Genomic DNA, 20536 nt, shown 5'->3' with positions numbered 1-20536 from the left:
ACCTGAACAATAACGATACGTGAGGACTAATGGCAGAAGGAAGCAACGGAAGGCGACGTTTTTCCGACAAGTGGGGCAAGCACGAACTAGATGTCCTCGCCGTTCTATCATCTGCGTTCCCCCAATGGTTGACTTCACGGCAGATCGCGCAACGCGTCAAGGCTTATGCTGATTCTTACGGAGAACTTGCCGATCAGGCGGCCAAGGCCGCGTTCGCCAAGCAATTCCAGCGTGACCGCGCCAAGTTGGCGGCCATGGGCATCGCCATCGAATCCCGCCAACCCGAATACTCTTCGAAGTCCGAAGGGCAGGATTTCGCATCCTACCGTCTGCAGTTGGGCGATGAGCCGAGGGTGCGCCTTCGCTTCAAGCAGGAAGACCTGCCGGTGCTCGCCGCCGCGAACTATCTGGCGCGTTCGATGTCGATTTCCTCGTCCTCGTCGAAGCACGAAGAACAGCACGCCTCCCGCACCGCGCCGCGTGTGCCGCAGACCCCGACGCCGGGACTCGGGCTTGACTCGATCGCCCCGGGGCTTGGCACGCAGCCGATTCCTGACAATCTGATGAAGGTCGTCGATCAGCGGCGTTTCGCCGCGACCATCGACGTGGACGGCGGACATATGAACGTCGCCTACACGGATTCCGACGATCTTGCCATGTTCATGCTCGAACACCCGGGCTCTTCGGTCGTTTCTCCTCAGGAAGCGGTGGATGCCTGGAACCGCAGGCTCAACGCCGCGGTCAATTTCACGTTGGCCGACGAAAGCCAGGGCGAGATGGGGGAGACCATCGTCACCCCGTCCATCAACAAAACCACGGCGAACAGCGATGTCGACCCCGAAAACGGCAAGTCGCACTCGAAGCGCAGCTCCTCCTTCCAGACCGGCAGCGAAGTGGACCGCAGGCTGCGTCTGATGCTGTTCCTCTCTGCGCATCTGGGCGAGGAGTATTCCCTGGATGAGCTTGCGGAACGCTTCATCGGCGAGCCGAAGACCGAGGACGAGAAGAAGAAGGGTGTTGCCGTCATCCGCAAGGACATCAACACGCTCACCACCGTTTCCGATGATGGCGAGATGGCGGGCAGCCAGTTCTTCGACATCGATTGGTCGCTGCTGGATGCCGATGGCATCGTCTCGGCCACCAATTCGCTTGGTCTCGAACGTCTTGCCGGTATTTCGCAGCAATATCTGAGCATGCTGACGGCATCGGTGAGCTATCTTGCGCATTCTTCCTTGCTTCCCGCAGCTCAGCGCGAACAGGCGGAATCCCTGTATGTCCGTCTGCGCCAGCATGTCAAGCCGGGGGAGACCCCTTGGCTTTCCCTGACCGGTTACGAAGTCGAGCCTCGCAGTTTCAGCGTGGTCAAGCGGGCGATCTCCACTGATTCGCTGTTGGATATGGAATACACCGACGGCACGGGCCGCACTCGGCGTAAGCTCGTCGCGCCCTCCAAGATCTTCGTGGATGAAGGCGTCTACTATGTCGCCGTTTGGACCGATGTCGCCAAGGCCGCGCCCAAGGATGAGAAGAAGTTCGTTGCCAAAGACACGACCATCAACAAGGCCACCGGCCATCCGCGCATCTGGCAGGTCCTGCGTCTTTCCCGCATCGAAAAGGCGGACCTTGTCGAGCCGACAAGCCAGCTTGATATCCCGGATGTCCCTGTCGCCGAGTTGCGCAAGTGGAGCTTCGACAACGGGACCTCCACCGTGTTCATCACCGACAAACCTGATCTGGCGTTCACCAAAACACTTCCCGGAGCCACCGTCGAACCTTGCGGCGAGGGGGAGAAAGTTCATCTCACGGTTTCCTCGGATTCGTGGTTCGTCGCTTTCGCCATCGCGCATGCTCGCCATATCATCGCCGTCGCACCGGAACCGCTGTTGACGATGATTGTCGCCAGAGCCCATCGAGAGCTGACTCTTGAGAACAATATTCAGCAGGATAAGTAGGCTTGAGAATATACCCGAAATCGTGATTTGCTAAGATAGGCCATAACCGAACAAAAACCGGGAAAGGGGAGTCACATGCCTTGGTGGGGTTGGATCATCGTCGCCGTAGTCGTGCTTGCCGCTCTTGTGGTCGGTTTGGTTTATGCCGGTATCCATGCGCTTCGCGCGGCTCGCAGCATTGCAGGCACGGGCAAAGAGATCCAGCACTACCTGAATGCGATGCAACAGTCGGCCCCGGGTGGCGAAGTCCCGGAACAACCCCTGTTCACACAGCCCCTTTCCAAGGCTGCACGTCGTTACAGCCTTGCGCAGACCGAGGTCGAACGCAGGAGGATCGCCAGACACGATCGTCACGCACAGCGTTGGAGCGTCTGGAGACACAACCGTGTTCCGTTCACCGGCAATCCGGTGCCGGGAAATAACCAGGCGGTTTCCCCATCATCGAATCAGGCTTTCGACGGCATGGTCGAGAAGACCGAACCTTCTTCGGAAGCCGGGCAAGTGTGGATGCATGCCGATCGGAACGCTTCGAGGCCGATTCGATGACGGTTTTGCCGTTTTTCGCACGCGTCATCATCACAGTTATCAGCATATCCGTCTTTCATGAATCGACAGTTTCACTTCTATGAGTCATTCACATCATTATCGTCATAAAAAACATTCCAATTCGGATTTCGAAGATGCCAACTCACCGGTTGATACCGACTGGTCCGAAGAACAGCCGATGTCTCCCTCGCAGCGTTATGCCGCGTTCAAAAAGCACAGCGCTTACGAACGCTCGGAAGCGGCACGATTCGCCCGGAGGCTCCCGTTCGAGCTCGATCCCTTTCAGATAGAAGCGGATGAAGCGCTTGAAGCCGGCAAGAATGTTCTTCTCGCAGCCCCGACAGGTGCCGGCAAGACGATCGTCGCGGATTTCGCCATGCACTTGGCGCAGGAAAGGAACGTCAAGGCGTTCTATACCACGCCCATCAAGGCTCTGAGCAACCAGAAATACCATGATCTCGTCGACGTATACGGTGCCGAGAACGTAGGACTGCTGACCGGTGACACATCCATCAACTCGGAAGCCAACATCGTGGTGATGACCACCGAGGTGCTGCGCAACATGCTCTATGAGAATTCGGAGACGTTGCGCGCATTGCGATATGTCATCCTCGACGAAGTCCACTATCTCGCCGACAAATTCCGCGGGCCGGTGTGGGAAGAGGTTATTATTCACCTTCCCAAGTCCGTCAAAATCGTCGGACTTTCCGCCACAGTATCCAACGTCGAGGATTTCTGCGCATGGATAGAATCCGTTCGCGGGGCCACGAAACTCGTCGTTTCCGAAAAACGTCCCGTGCCGCTTGAACAGCACGTCATGATGCAAAGCGACGACCAGCATGAGCCGGAACTCATCGACCTGTACCGTCACAACAACAACGGCGTGCAGACCGACAAGCTCAACGCGAAACTCGTCGACCGTATCGACCAGCTCGACAGGAAAGCCGTCGTGCGCGCCCATGAAGAACGGCGAGGCGGCAAAAACAGGCATCGCAGGGGAGTGGAGAAGCGTCGTAGGCCCGGTCAGCTTCGCCGCTATATCCCACGCCGATGGGCCGTGGTCGACGAACTGAACTTCATGGGTCTTCTGCCGGGCATCTACTTCATCTTCTCGCGCAACGGATGCGACGAGGCCGTCGAGCAATGCCTTCGTGCCGGATTGGAGCTGACCACCAAAGACGAGGTGATGCGCATACGAGCCATCGTCGATGAAATGGTCGAAGGCGAACTCGACCACGCCGACCTCAAAGCGCTTGGTTTCGCGCGTTTCCGCTATGCGTTGGAAGAGGGCTTCGCACCCCATCATGCCGGTATGGTGGCGCTTTTCCGGCAGATTGTCGAACGGCTTTTCGAAGAAGGGCTGATCAAGATGATCTTCGCCACCGAAACGCTTGCCTTGGGCATCAACATGCCGGCTCGTTGCGTGGTCATCGAAAAGCTTGAGAAATTCAACGGCGTGGACCACGTGACATTGACACCGGGCGAATACACCCAGCTCACCGGTCGCGCCGGCAGACGAGGCATCGACACCATCGGGCATGCGATCATCGTCGACCATCAGGGCTTCGTGCCGGCCACGGCCGCCTCGCTTTCCAGCAAACGTGTCTATCCGCTGCATTCCAGCTTCAAACCCACGTTCAATATGGCGGTGAACCTGCTCAATTCCAGCAGTTACGAAACCGCGCGAGACACGCTCGACCACTCGTTCGCGCAATGGGAGGCCAACGAGTCCGCCGAAGACTTGGAAAGTCGTATACAGACGCTCGAAAAGGCCGTTGCAGGCTATGAAAAGGCGTTCGCCTGCTCGCACGGTGATTTCAAGGAATTCATGACCATCCGCCAGAAGCTTTCCTATCTGCAGAAGGACGAACGCAGGCATCTCAAGCGCAGAAGCTTTGCCAGTGACAAGGAACGCAGCGCAGAGTTCCGCAATCTCGACAAACGTATCGAGCAACTGAAAACCGAAGAAAGCGAGCATCCCTGCAAGTCATGCCCGGACTTCCAGAACCATCTGAAGTGGGGGCATCGCTGGCTGCGTGAATCCAAAGAGCTGCGGCATGCACGAGGACGCTACGAGTCACGCACCGGGTCTGTTGCACGTCAGTTCGACCAGATCTGCGCCGTGCTTTCCTCGCTCGGTTATTTGGACGAAACGCGTGGGCATGCCGGTCGGAACCCTTCCCGCACCGACGGACATGATTCGTCGTCGACGATCTTGAATAGCGGTTGCGACACCTCGGCGAAGACGACCGAATCCCACCCTGTAAAAGGACTTCGCGATTATCGGCTCACCATGCGAGGCCAGTTGCTTCGCCACCTGTACAGCGAATATGATCTGGTGCTCGCCGAAGCGATTGGTGATGGCTTCCTTGACGGGCTCGAGCCTGAAGAACTGGCCGCGACCTTGTCGGCACTCGTGTATCAGGCACGCAGAGGAGGAGATAATGAACCGCGACGCTATCCCGGCGGTCCGGGCGGTGCTGTGGCTTCAAGCTGCAGACGGCTGCGTGACGTCTTCTCGGATGTCGAAATGATGCGCGAGGATGCCGATTTGGATGAATTGGAACCGCTTGATTTCGGGCTTGTCGATGTCATCTACGACTGGGCGCGGGGAGAGGATCTCGCCCAGATTCTGCACGGCAGCGAGCTGACCGGCGGCGATTTCGTTCGTAACGCAAAACGTCTCTCAGACGTCCTTCAACAGATTTCGACCGCACAGACCTACTACGAGGCGGACAATCCGCATCTGGCCGAAAATGCAAGAAAGGCCAACAAACTGGTCAACCGTGGTATCGTCGCATACTCGGGGGTCGACTGAGCGGCAAAACATTGTGGACAGGGAATAATAAACTCGTCCGAACTGTTCTGTACTTTAGAACTAGACTAACTACAAGGAGAATGTATGGCGGAACGCAGCCTGCGTGGTATGAGTATCGGGGCGAAGTCACTCGAATCCGATGAAAACGTCGATTTTGCAGCGAGATCTGATGTAGCGTACGTATGCCCGAAAGGTCATCGCACGATTTTGCCATTCGCCGAGGGCGCGGACGTTCCTGCCGAATGGGAATGCCGTTGCGGTGAGGTCGCCAAACGCGAAGACGCCGATTCGGATGAGGTCGACGAGATCAAGAAGCCGACCAGAACGCATTGGGACATGCTCATGGAACGTCGTACCGAAAGCGAATTGAAGGATTTGCTCGACAAGAGACTCAAAATGCATCGTGAGGGTTGGTTCCCGGATTACGAGTAAGCGTTTGCTTGACATAGATGAAATGCCACAATAGACGATGACATAACGGCGACTGACTTTGATTGACGGGTCGGCCGCCGTTTTTGTTTGCGATTTTTCAATGATGTCTCTTAGAATGACGCTGAGAAAAAGTTCGTCGTGGTCTCGTCGTTTGTCTGTTTGATTGATTCGGTGATGAGTTTTCAAAGACACTGGATTGCGGAGCATGTTGATCGAATCAATCGATACTGGGTTAATTGGTCGGCGGTTGGTTATGCGGATTAATTTGACTGGGGTCAAATGGTAACGGAAATTCCAACTGTTAATGATTATCCGATAATGTACGTTATGTCAGATTTCGGAGAAATCTCGACATAACGTCGCTTCGTTATGTACCAAGCAAGCTTGCTTACATAACGAAGCGCGCTCCTTCTTCCCTCTTCTTTCTTTCGGTTTCATGAATATAATGTCTCTATGTTACGTAGTGCTGGTCTTTTTCTTTTTCCGGTTTTTGGATTGGACATAACGGTTTCGTGGTGATTTACCAAGCAAGCTTGCCTGCTAACCGCTCACGGTCACCTCGTCATATACTCAAGCTATATTTGGCCTGCTGCAATGTTTGTTTGGATTTTCAGCTCAACTTGGGATGATGACGCTTTGAAAGGATCTCGTCGATGATGCTTCGTTGGGCCTGTTTGGCCTGCAGATACATCAGCACCAGTTCGGCGACGAAGAAGATGCCTAGGAGGACGGCTGAAGGGATGCCGAGAATGGCGTAGAAATGACGAATGCTGTCGGGGATCTGGTCGTGCAAGAGTTTATAGACTCCGTACGGTGCGCAGCACAGGAACATCGAGACCACCTGCATGATGATGACCGACCATTGCACCGTCTCGACCTTGCGATGCTCGTCTTTTTTCCGCAGTGCACCGTTGACCAGGCAAATCGCGCAGATTCCCAGCGCCCAGAGCAAAGCGAAAATCCAAAGAAATCCCGGAAGTATAGCGGCCATGTGTTCTTCAACCTTTGTGTCGACGTGTGCTCATGACTATTGTATATGTGTCGTCTGGAAATGCGTAGACATATCACCTTGACAGGCAATCAGCGCGATTCGACAAGACATCATCATCGGCATCAGTGTCGCATCGCCCGTTCACGATGCTGGTTCTCGAGCTTTTGACGCATACGTGCGGCGGCGATGTCATCGACAGGCGAGACGGGCAACGATGAAGCGGTCGAATCCGCCGGCGTGATGTCGACGTATTTTTCCTGCTTGAGCTGCTCCTCGACCTGATGCCACAACTTCCCCACCGACACCGCGAAAACAGCTGTACCTTGATCGATCAGTTTCAGCACTTCGTCGCCGTTCTCACATTCCCTGACATCCTGACCGTCGCAGATGATGGTCATGTGCTCAAGCTGTTTGGTGCGATGCCGTGCAAGAAATCTAATCGCCGCCGTGACATTCTGCAGATTGACGCCGGTATCCAGCAGTTTCTTGGAAACCGCCAGGATAAGGACATCCTTGAATGAGTACAGTCTTCTTGAACCGGAGCCATGCGACTGGGTGATGGAAGGCACCACAATCTGCTTGCGGGCCCAATAATCAAGTTGACGGTAAGTGATGCCGGCGACCTTGGAAGCCACTGTTCCGCGATAACCTCGAGTGGCCGTCTCTTCGTTGGGTTCGGAGAACAACTCCCCCTGCACCAAGTCTGTCGGAGTGTCATGCCGTGCCTTGCGTGCCCTTCCCGAAAAGGAGGAACGGGATATGGATGCCGCGCCATCTCGGTCCATGCTGGCCTCCTCTCCTCCTCGCAAACACCGTTTCAGTGCACGGCCTTACTGTTTACTTGGCAACCACCGCTGATGACGAGAAAAACACCAGACGGAACTTGCCTATCATGATCTCATCGCCGTTGTGCAGCGTCGCACGATCGACGCGTTGACGATTGACGTAGGTGCCGTTGAGACTGCCCGCATCCACCACTTCAAACGTGTCACCGGTGCGGCGGAACACCGCATGAGCGCGGGAGACGGTGGAATCATCCAAAAGAATATCCGCGTGCGGGTCACGACCGACGCTCACCTCATCCTCATCGAGGAGGTAACGGGAACCCGACACCGCTCCCCTGGTCGAAATCAGCAATGCCGAGCCCGGCGACAATTTGGTCATGGTATCAAGATCGTCTTGGGTCAACGGACGGTCTCCTGCGGAGGTGACCGGAATATTTACAGCAGGAAGACCTATGATGGTTGTCTCGCCTGCGCTTGGAATCGGATTAGTCATATGCTCATTCTACCGTTTTTGCGTACTGATATTGCTCGGCATCGCGTGTCTCGCTGATATCTACACTTTCGCTCGGAGTCACGGTGACCTTGGCTCCGAATTTCACCTTGAACCTCGAACCCACGCCCCCGGCGATATTGACGGCATTCTGCAGATTCTGCGGGTCACCGATGGCTTTGACCCTGTATGGGGGCTTCAATATCTGTCCATCGCATTCAAGGCTTTTCCTGGTCTCGGTGATATACGTCGAGGTCACCACACGCACATGGTTCAATGCCATCACCTCGACGCCGGCATTGCGCAGCTCCTCGAGCAGCTGAAACATGGTGGCGGCATCGATGCGCTCCTTGCTTCCTTGAGAAATGGTGATGATGACGCCTTTGCCGACGGCAGGCAAACGACCGGAAAGAATACCGCTGGTATCCTCGTTTTCCTTGGCGATACGCTGCGCTTCCTGCTGTTTGTTGGCAGCGGCCTTCAAGGAATTGAGCTGGCCGGTCAGTTCGGTTTTGCGCTGCTGGAGATTTTGGACCTGCGTGCTGGTTTCGCTGATGAGTCTGGTGAGTTCCTCTTCGCTCATCGTCTCGTAGGTGGAGGTCTTGTTGTTGAGCTGAATGGCATAGCCGAAACCAAGCAACGCGCACAAAAGGACGATCAACAGGCTGGTCATCAACCTGCTGACAAGCCCGCCGCCCATTTTTTTCGGCCTTTGACGCACTATGGGGAAGGAACCGGTGTCTGTCCGGTCGTTTTCACGGTCCTGGGCATGCTGGATATGCATGCTGCTGAGAATGTTGCGATTCTTTTTGTCTCCCATGGTCGCTCAGCCCTTGAAGATGAATCGGCGAATGGCGGAGACGTTGGAGAAGATTCGTATGCCGAGCACGACGATGACGGCGGTCTGCAACTGGGACCCGACCCCGAGCTGGTTGCCGAGCAACACCAGCAATGTGGCTGTCAGGACATTGGAGATGAAGGATATGACGAACACCTTGTCGGAGAACGAACGTTCGAAATACGCCCTTGCCGCCCCAAGCAGGGCGTCGAGGGCCGCCACCACCATGATCGGCAGGTAAGGCTGCAGGACGATGGGGATGTCCGGCTTCACGAAGATGCCGATGATGACTCCGATGATGAGACCGAGCACTGCTGCCATCATTTGCTCCTTTTCGCGTGCGTCACACCTGTGGCTTGCGCCGCAGGCAACCTCAATGAGTAGGATCTTGACACCTGCGGGTTGATACCAGCGGCGTTAAGCGTGCGATACAACCCAGGCTGCGAGTCGTTGTCCATTGCCTGCGACAGGTTTTTCTGGTTCCCTATCGCTTCTATCTTATAGGGACTGGCCACCTGATTCACCCCTATGAGAATTGTCTGCCCCGCTGTTCTCACCGAAGTTGAGACTCCGAGACGATAACCGTTGACGGAAATTGCCTCGGCCCCGGCTTTCCAGAGCAGGTTGACGATATTCTGCAGGTCCGAATCGGTGACCACGCGGATATGGTTGGCGTTGTTCTCCCTTGGACCATTGCCGTTTGCGGTTCCGGAGGCCACGGGGTCGGCCAGTGTGACGACGATCCCGGATCCCTTTACGGCCAGTGCGCCGTTCGTCATCTCATCCTGGGTAAGGGTGGAATCCGGGCCGGCATTAGGCATGGAATCGGAAAGCCTGCTGACCTTGGTATGCAAGTCGGTGACTTCGGTGGTCGTCTTTTTGAGACTGGCATTCTGGGCTTGCAGTTCTGAAATAAGGCTTGCACGCACCTGTCTGCGCGGGTCGGTATTGAGCTGTCTGACGAAAACGATGCCGACGAAACCCACCGCGATGCAGATGATGAAGACGATGATGCGGGTAAACCAGGTGGAGAATTTCGAGCGTTGCTTTTGCTGGGTAAGCCGGGCATCGGAAAAAAGGGGGTCGAGCGGGCGATTGGTCAGGTCGTCGATGAGCCGCAGGCTGTCATCGACGACCTTGCGCCGGTGTCGTGCAGAGAGGGCGGCAGCGGCGTCTTCGCTGACGGCGTGCCAGGGGCCGAGATCTCGGACGGCCTTCGAGAACACCGCGCGTCGTTTGATCAGTTGTCCGTCGATTTCCACACGAAAGGATGCGGGTGTTCGTTCCGGCTTTGCCATTATTGGTCCGAATCATGCCGAAGCAGGGTGATGCCTTGACGAATATAGATGTAACCGGCCATCCAATAGAGGATGATGCCCCAGATTCCCGCGGCCAAAGCGCCCAGATGGAGGATCTGCGTAAACATATTGCTCCACAGGTCGGCGAAAATCAGCGCGGTGATGGAAATCATCAATAACGCGGTTCCGGCTTTGCCTACGAAATGAACAGGCAGAGGCCCGTAGTCGTGCTGGGCCAGGACAACGATCAACACCAGCAACATGAGGTCACGCAGGCCTACTACGAACAGCATCCACCATGGTATTATCCCGGCCCAGCCCAGTGCGAGAATACTGCAGAATATCAGCAATCGGTCGGCCACAGGGTCAAGGATCTGGCCTATTTTACTGACCTGGTTCCATTTCCTGGCGATGATTCCGTCCAGCCCGTCGCTTGCCGCCGAAATCGCGAGCACGACAAGCGCCGCAATCATTTTGTGTTGCGCCGTCAGCCACGAGATGAATGGTATCGAGACGATGCGCAGAACACTGATGAGGTTCGGGACGGTGATATAGATATTACGCGCGTCAGGACTGTAACGGTTGTCGAAATTGATTGGTAGTTTCATGAGGCGGATTCAGATTCTTGAAGCCTGCAATGCGGTGACGATGATGGCTCTCGCGCCCACGTCATAAAGCTGGTCCATCGTCTGGTTGACCTTTTCGCGTTCCACCATCGCCCGCACGGCGCACCACTGCTGATCGTGCAGCGGCGAGATGGTCGGACTCTCCAGACCCGGGGTAAGTGCTACCGCGGCACCGACCTTGCTGAGCGGAACGTCGTAATCCATCATGACATAGCGTCGAGCGGTGAGCACGCCTTCAAGACGGCGCTTGAAGATCACCAGCTGCCTGTCGTTTTCGGAGATATGCGGCGAACGGATGAGGACGGCCTCGGATTGCAGAATCGGGTCCGCGAATATGCGTAACCCTGCATTGCGCAACGTGGTACCGGTGGACACCACATCGGCGATGAGATCGGCGACACCGAGTTGGACCGATGATTCCACTGCACCGTCAAGATGGGTGATATCGGCGTGAAGGCCGTGCGCCGAAAGGTAATCGCCGACCAGCTTGTCGAACGAGCTGGCGATCCGCTTGCCGTCGACATCCTCGAGTTTGGTGATCGGCGAATCCTTCGGAGCCGCAAAACGGAATGTCGAGGCCCCAAAACCGAGCGGAAGGTCCTCGGTGGCGTCCGTATCGGTATTGCGCAACATATCCCGGCCGGTAATGCCGACATCGATGGCGCCTTGCCCCACGTATATGGCGATATCCAAAGGACGGAGATAGAAGAGCTCAACCTGGTTGTCCTGGTCTTCGACCACCAGTTGACGTGGTTGGGTACGCAATTGGTATCCGGCTTCCTTCAAGAGACTCCATGCAGGCTCAGAGAGCATGCCCTTGTTGGGAACGGCAATTCTCAGCATTATCCTCCTCCTTCGCTTCTTCGCTTATCGCTGCTGTCCGGTGTGCAATGGCATCGGTTCCTAAAGGTTCTTATACAGGTCTTCCAGACTGATGCCGTGCTTGATCATCATCACCTGGATATGGTAGATGAGCTGGCTCATTTCCTCTGCGGTCCGCTCGGCGCCTTCATATTCCGCGGCGATCCAGGTCTCCCCCGCCTCTTCAGTGATTTTCTTGCCGATGAAATGCGTGCCCTTGTCGAGCTCGTCGACCGTTTTGGAGCCGACCGGTCGGCTCTCGGCTTTTTCGCTCAGTTCCTTGAACAGTGATTCGAATGTCTTCATGGTTATCTCTCCGTTGTTTTCGCACATCATGGTGCGTTGGCGTAGCTGGGTCAGTCCTGGTATGCGGCCTGTGCCTTGGCGCGGATGTCATCTATCGCCTTGGCTCGGTCATCGGCCCCGTAGACCGCGGAACCGGCGACGAGCACATCGGCTCCAGCCTTGGCTACGATGTCGGCCGTCTTGGGGCTTACCCCGCCATCGACCTGGATATGGGTCTTCAAGCCACGACGGGTTATTTCGTCACGCAGACGGCGGACTTTTGCCATCTGGTTGTCGAGGAACTTCTGACCGCCGAATCCGGGTTCGACCGTCATAATCAGAATCATGTCGAATTCTTCGAGGATGTCGAAAATCGGCTCCACAGGCTCTGCCGGACGAACCGCGAAGCAGGCTTTGCAACCCATCTCGTGCAGCTGACGGGCAAGGCGCACCGGGGCGTGGACGGCTCCCATATGGAAGCTCACCGAAGCGGCTCCGAGTTTGGCGTACTCGGGAGCCCAGCGATCGGGATCCTCAATCATCAGATGCACGTCTACCGGCAGGTCGGTGACCTCGCAGATACGCTTGACCACAGGTTCGCCAAGGGTGAGATTAGGGACGAAATGATGGTCCATCACATCGACGTGGACCAAGTCGGCATGGTCGATGGCTTTGAGGTCACGTTCAAGATTGCAGAAATCCGCTGAAAGAATGCTTGGTGCGATTTGAATGGTCATAACTGTATATCCTATGCTGGGCGAACGACTTGAAAACGGCTCGTAGCAAAGCCTTTGAGAATCCTATTCGCTTTTGGAGACATTGGATTTTTCTCTCGCAATGTCGGTTGAGGTTGATGTGTCCCTTGGTCCGGGCTACTTCTTTTCGGACTTGTCTTTGGCTTGTTCGGCGTCGGCTTGTGCGAGTTCTTCGACTTCCGTCAAGGTGCGGAGACGTTCGGACAGGCTTATGGTGGAACTGCCGATCTTCTGCACGACGATAAACGCCACTACGCCCAGCACAAAGACGACCATCGAAACCCATACATTGACTCGTACCCCAAGGATTTCGTGCGCAAAATCGATGCGCAACGCCTCGATCCAGGTGCGTCCGGCGGTGTACCACATCACGTAAACGGTGAACAGGCTTCCGGCTTTGAGCTTGTTCACCGCCTTGCGGCCGATCCAGACGATCAGCGCCGCACCGATGAGGTTCCAAATCATCTCGTAAAGGAATGTAGGCTGGAAAAGCGTCCCTGTAGGACAGGTCTGACCGTCATAGCATTGTTCGGTGTGACCTATCGCGCCGGTCATGTTGAGTTTCAGACCCCAAGGCAAGGTGGTCGGAGCGCCATAAAGCTCCTGATTGAACCAGTTGCCCAATCTTCCTACTGCCTGTGCCACCAGAAGCCCCGGGGCGACGGCATCCCCGAGCAACGCCATCGGATAATGCTTGTGCCGACACCATGCCCAAGCGGCCAGCGCGCCGAACAGCACCCCACCCCAGATGCCGAGGCCGCCGTTCCAGATGCGCAGTATTTCCATCGGGTCGCCGCTAGGTCCGAAGAACCGTTCAGGCGTGGTGACCACATGGTAGAGGCGTGCACCGATGATGCCTGCCGGCACCGCGCACAGGGCGATGTCGAGAATCTGATCAAAATTGCCGCCGAGTTTCTTCCATCGCTTTTCGCAGATCCATACTGCCAGCACGATTCCGAGAAGAATGCACAGCGCATAGAAACGAATCGAGACAGGGCCGATCGACCAATTGCCGAGTGTTATCTGCGGGATGACGATTTTCGAGATGGTCGGCGACGGAATATACGCCAGATTCCGACCTGCAAACAAATTCAATGGTGATCCTTGTGTCATAGCCCCTCAAAGCATCGTTAACTGATTATTGTCTCTGCCGGCCATCATACGCGTGGCCATAACCCGCTCACCTCAGCGGCAGACGTCGTTGGCGGCGTCCGCCGGCTTGCGTTCGCCCACGACGACGGGGACTTCCCCTCCTTGTTCGAAACAGGAACGCGCACCGGTATGGCAGGCCGCCCCCACCTGGTCGACTTCGACAAGCAGCGCGTCGCCATCGCAGTCCAGCGAAAGGCTTTTGACATACTGGACATGGCCGGAGGTGTCTCCTTTACGCCAGTATTCCTGACGGGATCGCGACCAGAACGTGACCCTGCCGGTGGTGAGGGTGCGGCGCAGCGCCTCGTCGTTCATGTAGCCGACCATCAGCACTTGCTGGGAATCGTACTGCTGGATGACGGCGGCTACAAGCCCCTTGTCATCGCGTTTGAGCCTTGCCGCAAGCCTTGGATCCAGCGTTTCGGCATTATCGTAGACAATATCGTTGCTCTTCATCTTTTTGGCTTTTCAACTTTCCTTATTTTCTGCATGCAATCACCTGCCAGCTGCGAATTCGACGTCATGTCTCCATATCCGGTTAAGGATACCCAGACGGTCATTCGGCGGATCAGGCGTGTACAGGCTCACGGACGGTGATGCCATGCTCTTTCATGGTTGCCTTGACCTGGGCGATGGTCATCTTGCCGTAATGGAACACGGAAGCCGCGAGCACCGCGTCCGCCCCGGCTTCGACAGCAGGCGGGAAATCCTCGAGTTTTCCGGCGCCGCCGCTGGCGATCAAGGGGATATCGACCACCTTGCGCATGGCTTTGAGCATCTCGATATCGAACCCGTTTCCGGTGCCGTCGGCATCCATCGAATTAAGCAGTATCTCGCCGACGCCAAGCTCCTGCGCGCGTTTCGCCCACCACAGTGCATCGATACCGGTGGAATGCCGTCCGCCCATCGTGGTGACCTCGAAACCGGACTCGGTGTGCTGCTCCCCCTGTTCACGCCGTGCATCGACGGAAAGCACCAGGACCTGGTTGCCGAAACGCTCGGCGACCTGACTGATGAGCCCGGGATTGTTGATGGCGGCGGTGTTGACGCTGACCTTATCCGCTCCGCTGCGCAGCAGTGCATCGACGTCGCCCACGGTGCGGACGCCTCCTCCAACGGTCAACGGGATGAAAATCTGGCCTGCGGTGCGCGCGACCACGTCCATCATGGTCTGCCGATGGCTGCTCGAGGCCGTGACATCGAGAAAGGTGAGTTCGTCGGCACCCTCATCGTAATAGCGTCCCGCAAGCTCGACAGGATCGCCGGCATCGCGCAGGTTCTCGAAATGGACGCCTTTGACCACCCGTCCCTCATCCACATCCAGACATGGAATCACTCGTACCGCCAATGACATAGTGCAACTCCTATTTGTCAACAAATCATTGGTTTAAGCCTAGACCATAAACGCTGTTCGAATATCAGATATCTCACGAAACAAGGTAAGCCATTGCCAGTAGGTACACATCCTTCACTGCCCGGCACAGCAATCCGCGACTTTCGGATGGGTCAAGGGCAGTTTACGAAAATCCTGCCCCTTTCCCACTTCATCGCCACTGTTTCTATTGGGTTGGAGGCAGGAAATGGGAAACCTGCCTCCAACCCTTTATGAAAACACAGTTGCTGTTGGGTTAGAGGCAGAAGATGGCGTTTTTGCCTCTAACCCAACAGCAACTGGCACAAAAGGAAACGTGTAAATGGGAAAGAACCCGTTGAAGAGGCAGAGATTTATGCCCGGATGTTCTTGGCCGCCAGCTGTCCGCAGGCGCCGTCGATATCCGAACCACGGGTATCGCGCAATGTCGCGGTGATGCCGGCGCTATGCAGGATATCGAGGAAGCGTTCTTCGTCCTCGGGTTTGGAGGCGGTCCATTTCGAGCCCTCGATAGGGTTCAGCGGAATCGGATTGACGTGCACCCAGTTGTCGCCGTAATGGTTCAGACGATGCGCCAGTTGGCGGGCGTGCTCCGCCTGGTCGTTGATGCCTCGCATCAGTGCGTATTCGATGCTCACCCGGCGATGGCTGGCCAGATAGTAATCATGGGCGGCATCAAGTACCTGTTCGGAATCGAAACGTCGGTTCATCGGCACCAGCTCATCGCGAAGGGTGTCGTTGGGGGCGTGCAGGGAAACGGCGAGACGTACGGGAATTCCCTCGTTCGTCAGCTTTTTGATGCCGGGAACGACGCCGACGGTGGAGATGGTGATGTTACGCGCCGAAATACCAAAACCGACCGGCGGCATGGCACTGATCTGACGAACGGCGGCAAGCACGGATTTGTAGTTGCCCATGGGCTCGCCCTCGCCCATGAAGACGACATTGCTCAGACGTCCCGGGCCGCCGGCGACTGCCCCGGATGCCATGGCCTTGGCGGCGACACGAACCTGCTCGAGGATTTCCGCGGTGGAAAGGTTGCGGGTCAGCCCGAGCCCTCCGGTGGCGCAGAACGGGCAGCCCATGCCGCAACCCACCTGGCTGGAGATGCACAGCGTCGCACGGTTCGGATAACGCATGAGCACCGATTCGATGTGCGAGCCGTCAAAGAGCTCCCACAGCGTTTTGACGGTGGTGCCGTTGTCGGCGACCTGGCGAGTCACTTCGCGGATCAGGGTCGGGAAGAACGCCTGCTGTGCCGCTTCGCGTTTGGCGGCAGGAAAATCGGTGAACGCGGAGACGTCGTTGTCGAAGTGTTCGAAATAATGGTTGCCGAGCTGTTTGATCCTGAATTTCGGCATGCCCAGCTGCTTGGCCGTCTCTATGCGCTGCTCCTCGTTCATATCGGCGAAGTGCAGCGGCGGCTTTCCTCGGCGTGCGTGGTTCTTGGCCAGCACATCGCGGAAAGCACCGGAGTTGCCTCCGGCGGTCACTCCCGATTCGACCGGTTCGTTTGTGGGTGAAAGAACGCTTGCGGGTCCGCCGTTCTTCGAATTGTCTTGTACAGCATCATTCATCATTATCATCATTCAATAAACCAGGAACCTTTACGGGTGTCTGCTGGTATCCGTGCAGAATAAAAGCATTGTCGCAGAGAAATTCCTCTGGAATCGGGATTTCTCAGTAGTTACATGCCGGTCGCCCACAGCAATACGGTAAAGAAGGGTGCGCATAGAAGAATCGAGTCGACGCGATCGATGACCCCGCCGTGGCCTTTGAGCAGATGGCCCATGTCCTTCAATCCCATGTCGCGCTTGAGCATCGAGGCGCATAGATCGCCGAACGTGCCGATGACGCCGACCATCACTCCGGTGAGAATCGGCATCCACCAGCGTGTTGCCCATAGACCCGGGTAGGTGATGGCGAAAATCACCAATGCGCCGACCATGGCGAAAAGAATCGAACCGCATAGTCCCTCAACGGATTTCTTGGGTGAGATACGCGGCGAAAGCTTGTGACGTCCGAAGAACGCGCCAAAGAAAAGTCCTCCGGTGTCGGAAAGCGCCGGCAGGAAGATGAGCATGATGGCATGGGCCACGGGGTGGCCGTTGAAGGTCTCCGGAAGGATGATGCATGAGGCCAGTACGAGAATATAGAGTACCAGGAACACCGAAACCGCGACATTGTCAATGCTGCTTTCGCCGTTTTTCTTATTGGCAGCCGACGGGGCCGCCGTTTTTTCGATGCCCTGGGCGGCTTTAAGTTTTCCTTCGATGGCCCCGGCAAGGCGTTTACCCACATTATGACGGAGATTGGCCGCGATGGCGACCGCGATCGTGGAAACGGTGATGCCGACGCCTGCCGCCAGCACATGGTCAGGCACGTAGTAAATGGAGAGCAGGGTGCCGACGCAGCACAGCCATAGTACAATCAGCGGAATATAAAGATGCACTGTCGCAAATGAGACATGAAGCTCACGCAGCGCCAGAACAAGGAAAACCGCGATCATCACGACATACAGATCGATCCTGATCAGCAGGCATGCGACGATGAGCACGACGAGGAATACGGCTGTGGCAACGGCCTGAGGCATGTTGCGCCCCGTCTTCTTATTGATGTCATTGAGCGCCGAACTCACTTCGTCGCCTGCCTCATGCCCTTGTTTGCTGGTCATTACCCTTCTCTTTCATGTCTGCCGAATGGATTTTGCACTTCTCTGCGCGATCGTAATCCGGAGAGAAGTGCAAAATATCGATCAGACCTCCATGATTTCCTTTTCCTTTGCATCGAGAAGTTCATCGATGGTCTCGGTCGTTTCTTTGGTGACTTTGTCGAGATCCTTTTGCAGACGATCGCCCTGGTCCTCGCCCATATCGCCGTCCTTAACCGACTTGTCGATCGATTCCTTGGCCTTGCGGCGGATGTTGCGTACCGCGACCTTGCCGTCTTCGGCTTTGCCTTTGGCGAGTTTGACGTATTCCTTGCGGCGGTCTTCGGTGAGTTCCGGCATGGTCAGATGGATGACGTTGCCGTCTCGCCTGGTGCTGCCGCCAAGGTCGGAATCGCGGATTGCCTTTTCGACGGCGTTGGCCTGCGAGCCGTCGAACGGGGTGATCGAAAGGGTGCGCGGTTCGGGCACGCCGATTGACGCGACGGCCTTGATCGGCGTCGGGGCGCCGTAATAGTCCACGACGATGCCGTTCAGAAGCGCCGGGTTGGCACGACCGGTACGGATTCCGGAGAAGTTCTCCTTGGTCGCCTCGACGGACTTCTGCATTTGCAGCTTGGCTTGTTCTACAGGATTTGCCATGGTTTCTCCTTCACGGCCCGCGATGCGAGCCACTGGTTTGCGTTTTGTGTTGGGTGGATTAATGACTTCTGGAAAACATAGAAAAGGGATGTCGCCGTATTATTGGGCGATTTCCGATTCCATGTTGGACACCAAGGTCCCGATGGGCTCCCCGACCAGGGCCTTGGTGACGTTTCCGGCTTCTTCCAAGCCGAATACACGGATGTGCTGGTCGTTGTCGCGGGCCATGGAAAGCGCTGCGGCATCCATGACGGCGAGGTTGTCGACCAGAGCCCGCTTGTAGCTCAGGGTCTTGAAACGTCTGGCGCTCGAATCCTTGCGAGGATCCGCGGTATAGATGCCATCCACGCCGTTTTTGCCCATAAGCACCGCGTCGCAGTGAATCTCAAGCGAACGTTGGATGGAGACGGTGTCGGTGGAGAAATACGGCATGCCCGCACCTGCACCGAAAATAACCACCCGTCCCTTTTCAAGGTGGCGAATGGCTTTCAACGGGATATAGGGTTCTGCGACCTGGCCCATGGTGATGGCGGTCTGGACGCGAGTGGCCTGGCCTTCCTGTTCGAGGAAATCCTGAAGAGCGAGACAGTTCATGACGGTTCCGAGCATGCCCATGTAGTCGCCACGGCTGCGTTCGATACCGGCCTGCTGGAGTTCCGCGCCGCGGAAGAAATTGCCGCCGCCGACGACAATCGCGACCTCGACACCTCGCCCTACCGCTGTATGGATCTCCTGTGCGACACGGCGAATAACCGCCGTATCGATACCGATATGACCACCGCCGAATGCTTCACCTGAAAGCTTCAGCAGCACTCGGCGCTTGGTATCGTCCTTGCCATCGTTAGTCATCAGCGGCCTCTCTGTTCTTGGGGTTTGGCGGCATATTACTGACTAACAGGTTATCTGTTCACGGCGACAGCAGTCCCCCGGCCAGCTCCACTGCCCTGATCGGCCGATCTTTTCGACCGCAGCCGCTACTGCCGGCGATGAATCAGTGCTTCATAGGAGCAGCCGATCGCCGGACATTGTTGCTACAAAGAATCCTCGGATATCGTGATAGACAACAATTGGCCGGTACCCGAAGATACCGGCCAATTATTCAGATCAGATCAGAACCGCGGAGAGCGACGAATCACTTCTCTTCGCCCTTGCCGACCTCGATACGAGCGAAGCCGAGCAGCTGGCCGCCGACTTCCTTGAACAGATCGCCCACACGCTTGGAGGTGTCCTTGACATACTCCTGCTCGAGCAGCACATTCTCCTTGTAGAAGGCGTTCATACGACCTTCGACGATCTTGGGGATGATCTTCTCGGGCTTGCCTTCGGCTTGGGACTTCTCGGTGGCCACGCGACGCTCGGAAGCGACCACGTCTTCCGGCACATCCTCGCGGGTGAGCCACTTCGCACCCATGGCGGAAATCTGCAGAGCGGCCTCATGCGCTACTGACGCTCCCTTTTCATCGGTGGCGACGATGGCGACGATGCTCGGCGGCATCTCTGCGGACTTCTTGTGCGCGTAGATCTCGACCTTCGGGCCTTCGACCTTGGCCACCTGGCCGACCTTGACATGCTCGCCGAAGAGGGCTGCCGCTTCCTCGACGCTCTCCTTGACGGTGCCATCCTCGCTCTTGGCGGCGAGAACCTCGTCGGCAGTGCTTGCGCCTGCGGCGATGGCGTTATCGAGCACCTTGTCAGTGAAGGCGACGAACTTCGGGGTCTTGGCCACGAAGTCGGTCTCGGAGTTGAGCTCGACGGCGTAACCGGCCTGACCGTTGTCGGTGTCGACCACGCGGGAGGCGATGGTGCCTTCCTGGGCGGTGCGGCCCTCACGCTTGCCTGCGGCCTGAATGCCCTTGGCGCGAATGATTTCCTTGGCGCGTGCCACGTCGCCCTCGGCTTCGGTGAGCGCCTTCTTGACGTCCATCATGCCGGCGCCGGTGTCGTCGCGCACTTGCTTGATCAAAGCTGCTGTTACTGCTGCCATTGATATCTCCTTTAAAAATACTGAATATGTATTGAATGCGC

Annotated in this window: 22 protein-coding genes; 4 read left to right on the top strand and 18 right to left on the bottom strand. The window is 56.5% G+C overall.

Annotation, left to right across the window (positions count from 1 at the left end; all coding sequences use genetic code 11):
* Positions 1 to 29: 29 nt before the first annotated feature.
* From OZX64_RS04755 to OZX64_RS04740, 4 genes are all read left to right on the top strand, one after another.
* Complete coding sequence (locus OZX64_RS04755) at positions 30 to 1952, top strand: WYL domain-containing protein (protein WP_277171715.1); 1923 nt, start codon at positions 30 to 32, stop codon at positions 1950 to 1952.
* A 75-nt stretch (positions 1953 to 2027) separates the two neighbouring features.
* Complete coding sequence (locus OZX64_RS04750) at positions 2028 to 2498, top strand: hypothetical protein (protein WP_277171714.1); 471 nt, start codon at positions 2028 to 2030, stop codon at positions 2496 to 2498.
* A gap of 178 nt (positions 2499 to 2676) precedes the next feature.
* On the top strand, positions 2677 to 5316 hold the full coding sequence (locus tag OZX64_RS04745; protein WP_277174980.1) for a DEAD/DEAH box helicase: 2640 nt from the start codon (positions 2677 to 2679) through the stop codon (positions 5314 to 5316).
* A gap of 84 nt (positions 5317 to 5400) precedes the next feature.
* Positions 5401 to 5748 carry an RNA polymerase-binding protein RbpA gene (locus OZX64_RS04740; RefSeq protein WP_277155852.1) on the top strand — a complete coding sequence of 116 codons (348 nt, stop codon included), beginning with the start codon at positions 5401 to 5403 and terminating at the stop codon, positions 5746 to 5748.
* 610 nt (positions 5749 to 6358) lie between these two features.
* On the opposite strand, the gene OZX64_RS04735 is transcribed toward OZX64_RS04740, so the two are convergent.
* The 18 genes from OZX64_RS04735 to tsf all read right to left on the bottom strand — a co-directional run bounded on the left by OZX64_RS04735 (position 6359) and on the right by tsf (position 20495).
* The gene (locus OZX64_RS04735) at positions 6359 to 6739 is read right to left on the bottom strand and encodes a hypothetical protein (protein WP_277171713.1); all 381 of its coding nucleotides are present in this window, start codon (positions 6737 to 6739) and stop codon (positions 6359 to 6361) included.
* Between the two features lie 122 nt (positions 6740 to 6861).
* Positions 6862 to 7524 carry a MerR family transcriptional regulator gene (locus OZX64_RS04730; protein WP_277171712.1) on the bottom strand — a complete coding sequence of 221 codons (663 nt, stop codon included), beginning with the start codon at positions 7522 to 7524 and terminating at the stop codon, positions 6862 to 6864.
* A 52-nt stretch (positions 7525 to 7576) separates the two neighbouring features.
* A complete protein-coding gene (locus OZX64_RS04725) occupies positions 7577 to 8017 on the bottom strand; it encodes an FHA domain-containing protein (protein WP_277155855.1) in 441 nt (146 codons plus the stop codon).
* 4 nt (positions 8018 to 8021) lie between these two features.
* Positions 8022 to 8834: a DUF881 domain-containing protein gene (locus tag OZX64_RS04720; RefSeq protein WP_277155856.1), complete on the bottom strand. Its 813-nt coding sequence runs from the start codon at positions 8832 to 8834 to the stop codon at positions 8022 to 8024.
* A gap of 6 nt (positions 8835 to 8840) precedes the next feature.
* Complete coding sequence (locus tag OZX64_RS04715; protein ID WP_277144945.1) at positions 8841 to 9173, bottom strand: small basic family protein; 333 nt, start codon at positions 9171 to 9173, stop codon at positions 8841 to 8843.
* The gene (locus OZX64_RS04710; protein WP_277171711.1) at positions 9173 to 10114 is read right to left on the bottom strand and encodes a DUF881 domain-containing protein; all 942 of its coding nucleotides are present in this window, start codon (positions 10112 to 10114) and stop codon (positions 9173 to 9175) included. The genes OZX64_RS04715 and OZX64_RS04710 overlap by 1 nt, the downstream gene beginning before the upstream one ends.
* 35 nt (positions 10115 to 10149) lie before the next feature.
* Positions 10150 to 10758 (bottom strand): CDP-alcohol phosphatidyltransferase family protein, encoded by a 609-nt coding sequence (locus OZX64_RS04705; RefSeq protein WP_277171710.1) that lies wholly within the window; start codon positions 10756 to 10758, stop codon positions 10150 to 10152.
* A gap of 9 nt (positions 10759 to 10767) precedes the next feature.
* Complete coding sequence (gene hisG, locus OZX64_RS04700; protein WP_277171709.1) at positions 10768 to 11619, bottom strand: ATP phosphoribosyltransferase; 852 nt, start codon at positions 11617 to 11619, stop codon at positions 10768 to 10770.
* 60 nt (positions 11620 to 11679) lie between these two features.
* Complete coding sequence (locus OZX64_RS04695) at positions 11680 to 11943, bottom strand: phosphoribosyl-ATP diphosphatase (protein ID WP_277155860.1); 264 nt, start codon at positions 11941 to 11943, stop codon at positions 11680 to 11682.
* Between the two features lie 50 nt (positions 11944 to 11993).
* Positions 11994 to 12659 (bottom strand): ribulose-phosphate 3-epimerase, encoded by a 666-nt coding sequence (gene rpe / locus OZX64_RS04690; protein WP_277155861.1) that lies wholly within the window; start codon positions 12657 to 12659, stop codon positions 11994 to 11996.
* 135 nt (positions 12660 to 12794) lie between these two features.
* A complete protein-coding gene (lgt, locus tag OZX64_RS04685) occupies positions 12795 to 13766 on the bottom strand; it encodes a prolipoprotein diacylglyceryl transferase (protein ID WP_277157421.1) in 972 nt (323 codons plus the stop codon).
* Positions 13767 to 13862: 96 nt separating this feature from the next.
* Positions 13863 to 14285 (bottom strand): phosphoribosyl-AMP cyclohydrolase, encoded by a 423-nt coding sequence (gene hisI, locus OZX64_RS04680; RefSeq protein ID WP_277155862.1) that lies wholly within the window; start codon positions 14283 to 14285, stop codon positions 13863 to 13865.
* Positions 14286 to 14397: 112 nt separating this feature from the next.
* Entirely contained in the window at positions 14398 to 15183 is a 786-nt protein-coding gene (gene hisF, locus OZX64_RS04675; protein WP_277155863.1) for an imidazole glycerol phosphate synthase subunit HisF, read from the bottom strand.
* Between the two features lie 371 nt (positions 15184 to 15554).
* Entirely contained in the window at positions 15555 to 16781 is a 1227-nt protein-coding gene (gene rlmN, locus OZX64_RS04670) for a 23S rRNA (adenine(2503)-C(2))-methyltransferase RlmN (protein ID WP_277171708.1), read from the bottom strand.
* Between the two features lie 107 nt (positions 16782 to 16888).
* Positions 16889 to 17875 carry a phosphatidate cytidylyltransferase gene (locus OZX64_RS04665; RefSeq protein ID WP_277155865.1) on the bottom strand — a complete coding sequence of 329 codons (987 nt, stop codon included), beginning with the start codon at positions 17873 to 17875 and terminating at the stop codon, positions 16889 to 16891.
* 81 nt (positions 17876 to 17956) lie between these two features.
* On the bottom strand, positions 17957 to 18511 hold the full coding sequence (frr, locus tag OZX64_RS04660; protein ID WP_277155866.1) for a ribosome recycling factor: 555 nt from the start codon (positions 18509 to 18511) through the stop codon (positions 17957 to 17959).
* A 99-nt stretch (positions 18512 to 18610) separates the two neighbouring features.
* Positions 18611 to 19360: a UMP kinase gene (gene pyrH, locus OZX64_RS04655; RefSeq protein ID WP_277155867.1), complete on the bottom strand. Its 750-nt coding sequence runs from the start codon at positions 19358 to 19360 to the stop codon at positions 18611 to 18613.
* A gap of 283 nt (positions 19361 to 19643) precedes the next feature.
* Positions 19644 to 20495 carry a translation elongation factor Ts gene (tsf, locus tag OZX64_RS04650; RefSeq protein WP_277155868.1) on the bottom strand — a complete coding sequence of 284 codons (852 nt, stop codon included), beginning with the start codon at positions 20493 to 20495 and terminating at the stop codon, positions 19644 to 19646.
* Between the last annotated feature and the right edge of the window lie 41 nt (positions 20496 to 20536).

The organism is Bifidobacterium sp. ESL0704, from assembly GCF_029392075.1.
Classification (GTDB): domain Bacteria; phylum Actinomycetota; class Actinomycetes; order Actinomycetales; family Bifidobacteriaceae; genus Bifidobacterium.
Note: the sequence above shows the minus strand (reverse complement) of the source record. Positions and strands in the feature narration are given on the sequence as shown.

Coding starts and splice junctions, on each gene's coding strand:
- pyrH (WP_277155867.1), bottom strand. CDS start 19,360: ATGACTAACGATGGCAAGGACGATACCAAGCGCCGAGTGCTGCTGAAG.
- hisI (WP_277155862.1), bottom strand. CDS start 14,285: ATGAAGAGCAACGATATTGTCTACGATAATGCCGAAACGCTGGATCCA.
- OZX64_RS04695 (WP_277155860.1), bottom strand. CDS start 11,943: ATGAAGACATTCGAATCACTGTTCAAGGAACTGAGCGAAAAAGCCGAG.
- OZX64_RS04740 (WP_277155852.1), top strand. CDS start 5,401: ATGGCGGAACGCAGCCTGCGTGGTATGAGTATCGGGGCGAAGTCACTC.
- OZX64_RS04715 (WP_277144945.1), bottom strand. CDS start 9,173: ATGGCAGCAGTGCTCGGTCTCATCATCGGAGTCATCATCGGCATCTTC.
- OZX64_RS04665 (WP_277155865.1), bottom strand. CDS start 17,875: ATGACCAGCAAACAAGGGCATGAGGCAGGCGACGAAGTGAGTTCGGCG.
- rlmN (WP_277171708.1), bottom strand. CDS start 16,781: ATGATGAATGATGCTGTACAAGACAATTCGAAGAACGGCGGACCCGCA.
- hisG (WP_277171709.1), bottom strand. CDS start 11,619: ATGCTGAGAATTGCCGTTCCCAACAAGGGCATGCTCTCTGAGCCTGCA.
- frr (WP_277155866.1), bottom strand. CDS start 18,511: ATGGCAAATCCTGTAGAACAAGCCAAGCTGCAAATGCAGAAGTCCGTC.
- tsf (WP_277155868.1), bottom strand. CDS start 20,495: ATGGCAGCAGTAACAGCAGCTTTGATCAAGCAAGTGCGCGACGACACC.
- OZX64_RS04730 (WP_277171712.1), bottom strand. CDS start 7,524: ATGGACCGAGATGGCGCGGCATCCATATCCCGTTCCTCCTTTTCGGGA.
- hisF (WP_277155863.1), bottom strand. CDS start 15,183: ATGTCATTGGCGGTACGAGTGATTCCATGTCTGGATGTGGATGAGGGA.
- OZX64_RS04705 (WP_277171710.1), bottom strand. CDS start 10,758: ATGAAACTACCAATCAATTTCGACAACCGTTACAGTCCTGACGCGCGT.
- OZX64_RS04755 (WP_277171715.1), top strand. CDS start 30: ATGGCAGAAGGAAGCAACGGAAGGCGACGTTTTTCCGACAAGTGGGGC.
- OZX64_RS04720 (WP_277155856.1), bottom strand. CDS start 8,834: ATGGGAGACAAAAAGAATCGCAACATTCTCAGCAGCATGCATATCCAG.
- rpe (WP_277155861.1), bottom strand. CDS start 12,659: ATGACCATTCAAATCGCACCAAGCATTCTTTCAGCGGATTTCTGCAAT.
- OZX64_RS04735 (WP_277171713.1), bottom strand. CDS start 6,739: ATGGCCGCTATACTTCCGGGATTTCTTTGGATTTTCGCTTTGCTCTGG.
- OZX64_RS04745 (WP_277174980.1), top strand. CDS start 2,677: ATGTCTCCCTCGCAGCGTTATGCCGCGTTCAAAAAGCACAGCGCTTAC.
- OZX64_RS04725 (WP_277155855.1), bottom strand. CDS start 8,017: ATGACTAATCCGATTCCAAGCGCAGGCGAGACAACCATCATAGGTCTT.
- OZX64_RS04750 (WP_277171714.1), top strand. CDS start 2,028: ATGCCTTGGTGGGGTTGGATCATCGTCGCCGTAGTCGTGCTTGCCGCT.